The organism is [Limnothrix rosea] IAM M-220 (assembly GCF_001904615.1).
Lineage (GTDB): Bacteria > Cyanobacteriota > Cyanobacteriia > Cyanobacteriales > MRBY01 > MRBY01.
In genome coordinates, this window is the sequence record NZ_MRBY01000047.1 from 22433 (window position 1) to 29487 (window position 7055).

6 protein-coding genes are annotated in these 7055 nt (G+C 45.4%); 5 read left to right on the forward strand and 1 reads right to left on the reverse strand.

Annotation, left to right across the window (positions count from 1 at the left end):
• Positions 1-411: 411 nt before the first annotated feature.
• The 4 genes from NIES208_RS15125 to NIES208_RS15140 all read left to right on the forward strand — a co-directional run bounded on the left by NIES208_RS15125 (position 412) and on the right by NIES208_RS15140 (position 4301).
• Positions 412-2565, forward strand: coding sequence for an IMS domain-containing protein (locus tag NIES208_RS15125; protein ID WP_075893816.1), 2154 nt, complete (start codon positions 412-414; stop codon positions 2563-2565).
• 3 nt (positions 2566-2568) lie between these two features.
• Entirely contained in the window at positions 2569-3171 is a 603-nt protein-coding gene (locus NIES208_RS15130) for a metal-binding protein (RefSeq protein ID WP_075893817.1), read from the forward strand.
• Between the two features lie 4 nt (positions 3172-3175).
• On the forward strand, positions 3176-3652 hold the full coding sequence (locus tag NIES208_RS15135) for a phosphoribosyltransferase (RefSeq protein WP_075893818.1): 477 nt from the start codon (positions 3176-3178) through the stop codon (positions 3650-3652).
• Positions 3653-3815: 163 nt separating this feature from the next.
• Complete coding sequence (locus tag NIES208_RS15140; RefSeq protein ID WP_075893819.1) at positions 3816-4301, forward strand: allophycocyanin subunit alpha-B; 486 nt, start codon at positions 3816-3818, stop codon at positions 4299-4301.
• A gap of 157 nt (positions 4302-4458) precedes the next feature.
• Here NIES208_RS15140 and NIES208_RS15145 read toward each other — a convergent pair whose 3' ends face one another.
• Positions 4459-5247, reverse strand: a complete 789-nt coding sequence (locus tag NIES208_RS15145; protein ID WP_075893820.1) for a helix-turn-helix domain-containing protein — start codon at positions 5245-5247, stop codon at positions 4459-4461.
• Between the two features lie 218 nt (positions 5248-5465).
• Between NIES208_RS15145 and NIES208_RS15150 the strand changes: the two genes are divergently transcribed.
• Entirely contained in the window at positions 5466-6821 is a 1356-nt protein-coding gene (locus NIES208_RS15150; RefSeq protein ID WP_075893821.1) for an MATE family efflux transporter, read from the forward strand.
• Positions 6822-7055 lie beyond the last annotated feature (234 nt).

Sequence of the window (7055 nt, forward strand, 5' to 3'; positions counted from 1 at the left end):
CGGGGCTTAACTGACCCGCGGTTGGCTCTAGCTGGAATTCCCATGTCATGTTAAGGGTGTCTACATAATAACAAATATTGTGTAAACTATTTGCTGTGTTTACGCTTCGCTACACCACCAAGCAAGCTTTCACCTATGGTCGGAGTACTGCGAAGTTCTTCTGATAGAGACTGTGTGAAAACTGCAACTACAGTTTAGAATTAAACTGACTTCCAGAGAAGCCAGCTGATATCTGTGATGAAATTTAGTTACCTATAGGAAACTTTGTTTATCTCAAGACCATCTATTTTGCTGGAATGCTATCAAGGATGCAAGGGAAAACCGCGAAACAATGTTGCAACTTTTAGTGTGAAAATTCTTTGGTTAATATAACCTTAATTGACGTGACTTTTGCTGATAGGAAAGTAAACTGTGCGCATTCCGCTCGACTATTACCGAATCCTTGGGGTTCCCACTAAGGCGACCACAGCCCAAATTACTCAGGCTTATCGCGATCGCGTTGCACAATTACCGCGCCGTGAGCACAGTGATTTGGCGATTCAGGCGCGCACTAATATTATTGAGCAGTCGTATCAAGTGCTCTCTCAGCCGGAAAAACGGGCTGTTTATGATAATGAGTTTTTAAATGAAACTTATCAGTTAGAGTCCCAAAGTCGTTTACGATTACCGTTTCAAAGTAGTGAAACTGAGGCTGCTGAGGAGGCGGAAACTCATAGTCCGGCGATCGCCATTGAGCAGATTGATTTTCTAGGCGGCATTTTACTGTTACTAGAACTCGGTGAATATGAGCTCGTTTTAAAACTGGTTCCCCCCTATTTAAAGGCGAAAAGTAATCTCGTTAAGCAAGATCTATTTGGGTCAGCGGAAGTTGTTAAGACAGAATTAATTCTTTGTTTGGCCTTGGCTTATTTGGAGTTAAGTCGCGAGCAATGGCAACAGGGTCGTTATGAGGCGGCGGCTGATTCTGGGCTGACGGGCCAAAAGTTATTAATTGATGCGGGCATTTTTCCGAGTTTGCGGGGCGAAATTCAAGGGGATCTAGATCGTTTACGTCCCTATCAGGCTTTAGAATTACTCTCTCAGCCTGAGTCTGAGACGGAATCACGAAAAAAGGGTCTGCAATTGTTGCAGGTAATGCTGGATGCCCGTGGTGGTATTGATGGTGCTGGGGAAGATCAATCGGGCCTGAGCATGGACGATTTTTTGCGGTTCATCCAGCAGCTGCGCAGTTATCTGACGGTTAAGGAGCAGCAGGATTTATTTATTGCTGAGTCCCAACGTCCGTCGGCGGTCTCTACTTATCTGGCTGTTTATGCTTTGCTTGCTGGTGGTTTTTCGTCACGGCAACCGGAATTCATTGTTAGGGCGAAGGAAAAATTATTGCGTTTAGGTAAGCGCCAAGATGTCCATTTAGAGCAGGCTATTTGCGCACTATTACTGGGACAAACGGAAGAGGCGAACCAAGCTCTCGCCCTGAGCCAAGAATATGAGGCGATCGCCTACATTCGTGAAAATTCCCAAGATGCGCCAGATTTATTACCGGGACTTTGTCTCTACGGCGAAAAATGGCTAAAGACTGAAGTATTTTCCCATTTCCGAGATCTCAATAGCGAGTCTGTTTCCTTGACAGAATATTTTGCTGACGAACAGGTGCAGCAATATCTCGAAAAATTACCGGCTGATGGCAATAGCAAAGACTGGTCAATTGTGTCCAATGAATCGGCTAAACCGGCTGAACAAACTCGTATTGAGCCTGTTACGGATTTGCCCGTCAGTAGACCAGCAAGAATGAGTCGGCTTGGTGAAGCGGCCAAGCAGGCGGCGACAGCATCTCCTGCTACACCAACGAAATCAACGCCTACAGCTCGCCCTAGTGCTGCTCCTATTGCCCCACGCACTACGGCAAAATCACCAACGACAGCAGCGACAAAATCACCGACAAAGGCAAAAAGTAAAAAGCGAAAATCTTCAAAACGTAAGCCCTTTCCGTTTAAAGGCATTGCGATTTTAGTGGGTGCGCTCATTGCGCTCATTTTGATTATTCGGGCGATCGCCTCTTTAGGGGGTGGCAATACGATTCCCGATCCCCTACAAATTTCTCTTACAGAAGAGCCGCCAATCCCAATTCCTGTAATTGAAGAATCAGCCGAAGTCGTTCCTGAAGAAATACCTGAAGGGGAATTTAACGAGGCGATCGCCGAACAGCTAGTCCAGAAATGGCTCGATAGCAAAGCCCTTGCCTTTAGTGAAAGTCATGATACATCAGGCCTACAGGAGATTTTGGCAGAACCTCTATTGTCCCGCTGGGTAAATGGCGCGAGGGATGTCGAAGCCGCTGGCAACTACCGTGAATATCAGCATGAGTTGACCATCTCAAACGTGGAGTTTGACCCTGAAAATCCCGATGAGGCAACGGTGGTTGCTGAGGTCACAGAAATTGCTCAATATTACCTCCCCGGCGGCGAGCTAGATGCAGGTCGCTCCTATGATTCGGCACTGACGGTGCGCTACGGTTTAGTTCGTCAAAATGAGCAGTGGTTCATTCAATCTTCAGCTGTACTTTAACCGATGCCTTCTGGTCGTACCCATGACCGCATTACACTATGGAGCTTACCTTGGGTGGTGGCGATCGCCTATGTCCTTACCCGTGATGGTGAACTAACGCTCATTGCCGGTTTAGCCTATTTATTTAGTGGCCTAATGTTTGGGCCAGATCTCGATATTCACTCGGTGCAGTTTAAACGCTGGGGAATGTTGCGCTGGATTTGGTTGCCATACCAAAAAACCTTAAGCCATCGCTCGAATTTGTCCCATGGTTTTCTGGTGGGTACAACATTACGCGTTATTTATTTTTCGATTTTTCTTTTAATGGTCGGCGTTGTTGGGGTGGCGATCGCCCAGGGAGTATGGGGCTTTGAATGGAATTGGCGTGCCTTTTTCATTACTAGCAGCCAACAAGTCCAGCAACATTATTGGGCAGAAAGTTTAGCTCTATTTGCAGGCTTAGAAATCGGGGCGATGAGCCACTCAGTCAGTGATTGGACAAGTTCCGCCATTAAAAAATTCAGAAAAAAGGGTTTTACAGGCCTGCTTGAACAAAAAAAAACAAAACGCAAATCTACTTCACGCCGCCGTAAACCAACATCTTCTCGCAAACGGAGTCGCAAATAAAATAATGGTTGATCGCGTTATTGACTGGGTTGAATATCACCAAACTATTGAGAAGTTAGCCACACAGATTCAAGCTTCAAAATGGGAATTTAACCAAATTTTGTGTTTGGCGAAAGGTGGTTTGCGGGTCGGCGATATTTTGGCACGCATTTTCGATCAGCCCCTCGCCATTCTCAATGTCAGAAGCTATGGCGGCTCTGATAATCGTCAACAGGGCAAGATTGAATTTGCCGAACATCTCACGAACTTTGGAAAGTTAGGCGATCGCCTGTTACTTGTCGATGATCTCGTAGATTCGGGTGTCAGTATCGAAAAAACGATGGAGTGGTTAAAAGCTTACGCACCAGAGATTACAGAAGTGAAAGTTGCAGTTCTTTGGTACAAGGCAAATTCTCAGGTGAAGCCAGACTATTTTGTGGAATATCTCGAAAATAACCCTTGGATTCAGCAGCCCTTCGAGCATTATGAACAAGGCTATTGAGCAGATTGCCACGGAAAAATAAAATTTATCGCGACCTTTCACATACAAAGAACGTTACTTTTCTTAAAGAAAAACAGGCGATCGCAGCAGGCTGAATTCCTTGTGAGACAATAGTCTAAGCTATTAAACTAAACAAGAATCCATTTATTAAAACCCCAATAATATGAGCGTCGTTAGTCAAGTTATCTTAAAAGCCGATGACGAGCTCCGCTATCCCAGCAGCGGTGAGCTGACCGGTATGAAGAGCTTCCTCGAAACAGGTGCAATCCGTCTTCGGATCGCCGAAACATTGGCAGACAGCGAAAGCAAAATCGTTGATGAAGCCCAGAAAAAACTATTTGCCATCCACCCCGAATATCGTGCAGCTGGCGGTAATGCCTCTACAACGAAGCGGTATAACCAATGCCTCCGGGACTACGGTTGGTACTTGCGTCTTGTCACCTATGGCGTTATTGCTGGCGACAAGGACCCCATCGAAAAGATTGGTTTGATTGGTGTCAAAGAAATGTACAACGCCCTTGATGTACCTGTTACAGGTATGGTTGACGCGATTCGTTGCCTCAAAGAAGCGGCTCTTGGTGTCCTCGATATTGAAGAGGCGAATATTGCTGCGCCTTATTTTGACTTTATTACCCAGTCAATGTCCTAAGTCTTTTTTCACAATTGGCTATTTCTGAATAACTTTTGTTCGTGACTTTTTTCGGTGAAATGTCAAAACAAATAATGCTGTCGGGTGCTTAATCATTTTAAGTAGCCCGATTTTTTTGTGGGCGATTATTGTGTGGGCGATCGCCTAAATCCCTGAGTTATGGAGTCATGTCTATTAATTTTCTTTTGACATGTTCTTGGCATGCCTTTAAGCCGCCCTTTTCGTCCCACACCTCATGGAAAGATTGAAACGCTTCTAATTCATAGGGAATACTTTTCTGTACCGATACATCAAACTCTAAAATTTCGCTACGGTGGGGCAAATCCTTGTGCCAGTCAAGATGTGGTTGCCACCAAACAATTTTGACGTAACGGTTCCACCAACCGCCATTTTCATAAGGAGCTTCATCTAGCACTGCCACAACATGGGTGATTTTCGCTCGCTGGGTCAGCACAATTAAATCACCACACTCAGGCTTTTCTGCACCTTGGTCTTTAAACCCTAAGGGAAAAACTGTAAATTCGTTTTTTGCTTGGTGGATAGCTGGATCCATGCCCGGCTGATTAAAAGCCCCCCCTGCCATTGCCTTAGTAATTTCATCGAGACTGTAAGCCCAGTGGTAGGCGTAGTCTTTGGGTGGTGTAACGACTTTGATCCAATTTAGGCGGGAAAAATCCATGCCATTCTCCTGAGATGTAAATGTTAATGAGTTGGGAGAAAGAGAGGTAGATATTTCGAAGCCAAGATCTACGACCTGAGCAATTTTTTCCAACATATCGTAGTTGATCGTGCTAGTTTCACCGCGTTCTAGTTTGTACCAGTAGGTAGAACTCACGCCTAGCTTCCGACAAATTGCCAGCAAACTCATGTCCGATTGCTTCCGCGCCGCGTGCAACCGCTGCGGTAAATCTGGAATGTCTAGTTCTTGAACTTGTCTAACTCTCATTTGGTGCTAAATCGTTGAAGTCATCTTAAATTTATCACCAACCAAACTATAAACACAGAATACACAGATGTCAACAACTTTTTGTTTATTAAAACCATAAACTAGTAGTTTGTGATTTTGTTGTAAAGAAAAGGGCGATCGCCACACTTTACACTTTTTTCGTTGTGGGACATTTTCCGTCACACTGGTAGCGTTGCCGCGTTACTCCAGACTTTGCCATGAAACAATCCCTCACCGAAGGTTCTATCCGCCAGCGGCTTACGAAGCTTACTCTACCGATGGTTTGGGGGATTCTCGCAATTGTGGCGTTTAATCTTGCAGACACCTATTTTGTGGGGCAGCTCGGTACAAATCAGCTAGCTGCCATGAGTTTTACTTTTCCTGTGGTGATGACCCTCGGCAGCCTAGCCATGGGGTTGGGCATTGGGGCTTCGTCGATTATTGCGCGGGCAATCGGGCAGGGCGATCGCCGTCGGGTACAAAGATTTACGACGAATAGTTTGACCCTCGGTGTTGTTGCTGTGGCATTACTTGCCTCCCTAGGATTACTGACGATTGAGCCACTATTTACAGCATTAGGAGCCAATGAAACCCTAATGCCCTTCGTACAGCAGTACATGCAAATTTGGTATTTCGGGATTGTCTTTCTCGTCATTCCCATGATTGGTAATAGTGCTATTCGGGCAGCAGGGGATACAGTAACGCCGAGTCTAATAATGATGTTTGCGGCAGGATTAAATATCTTGCTCGATCCTTTTTTGATTTTTGGGGTAGCGGGTTTTCCCGAATTAGGACTAGCAGGCGCTGCATGGGCAACGGTCATCGCACGGGCAATTACCCTCGTTGCTTCACTCTGTGTGCTGAAATTTAAAGAAGATATGCTGTCTTCCTATTTTCCAAATCTCGAAGAAACCCTCTGGTGTTGGCGAGATATTCTCTACGTGGGATTACCGGCGGCCGGCGCGACTATGATTACGCCGATTTCTATTGGGGTGATTACCAGTCTTCTTGCTACCTATGGAGCCGTTGCGGTGGCTGGTTTTGGCATTGCTTCACGTATTGAGTCCTTTGCAATGATTGCATTGATGGCGCTTTCCGCGAGTATTGGCCCCTTCGTTGGACAAAATTGGGGCGCAAAAAAATATGGACGAGTCGCAGAAGCATTAAGACAAAGCTATATTTTTTGTTTGGGGTGGGGAATCTGTATGGCGATCGCCCTCGCTATTTTCGGTTCACAACTCGCCACACTCTTTAATAACAACAACGAAGTCATCGAAGTCGCCTCAAAATATCTATGGTTAGTACCGATCACCTATGGCGCAGGCGGCATTATCCAAGTCGCCAGCTCAGCCTTTAATGCCCTCGGCAAACCAACACCAGCCATTACAATGACCACCCTGCGGATGTTTGTTTTTTACATACCCCTTGCATACATTGGTAGCCGCTTTTTTGAGATCACCGGCATTTTTTTTGCCGCAACACTATCCAACATTTTCGTCGGCATTATCGCCTTCCGTTGGAGTAGCCATACCCAAAAACAATTAGTTGAGTGCGAAAAAGTCACAGCCCCCTAAAGAAAATATGTATATAGTCATTTCGGATAAAACTGAGACCTTAAGAAATTTCAAAAGCCTTTTCTAGTAGGAGTGAACCCTAGATAAATCCCAACCAAACTTATTTAGAATGACTATGCCCTGACCACTCTCTGACTGAACTGCCACCAATCCTCTACCAGTGAACAAAATCTATCTTTAACGTCAGTTATGGATAAGAATGTAGCCAAAATTCTTTAGAGAAAAGGAGACACG

What these genes read in the sequence shown, in the direction of transcription:
- NIES208_RS15130 (WP_075893817.1), top strand. Translation starts at nt 2,569, where the DNA reads ATGCCTTCTGGTCGTACCCATGACCGCATTACACTATGGAGCTTACCT.
- NIES208_RS15135 (WP_075893818.1), top strand. Translation starts at nt 3,176, where the DNA reads ATGGTTGATCGCGTTATTGACTGGGTTGAATATCACCAAACTATTGAG.
- NIES208_RS15140 (WP_075893819.1), top strand. Translation starts at nt 3,816, where the DNA reads ATGAGCGTCGTTAGTCAAGTTATCTTAAAAGCCGATGACGAGCTCCGC.
- NIES208_RS15145 (WP_075893820.1), bottom strand. Translation starts at nt 5,247, where the DNA reads ATGAGAGTTAGACAAGTTCAAGAACTAGACATTCCAGATTTACCGCAG.
- NIES208_RS15150 (WP_075893821.1), top strand. Translation starts at nt 5,466, where the DNA reads ATGAAACAATCCCTCACCGAAGGTTCTATCCGCCAGCGGCTTACGAAG.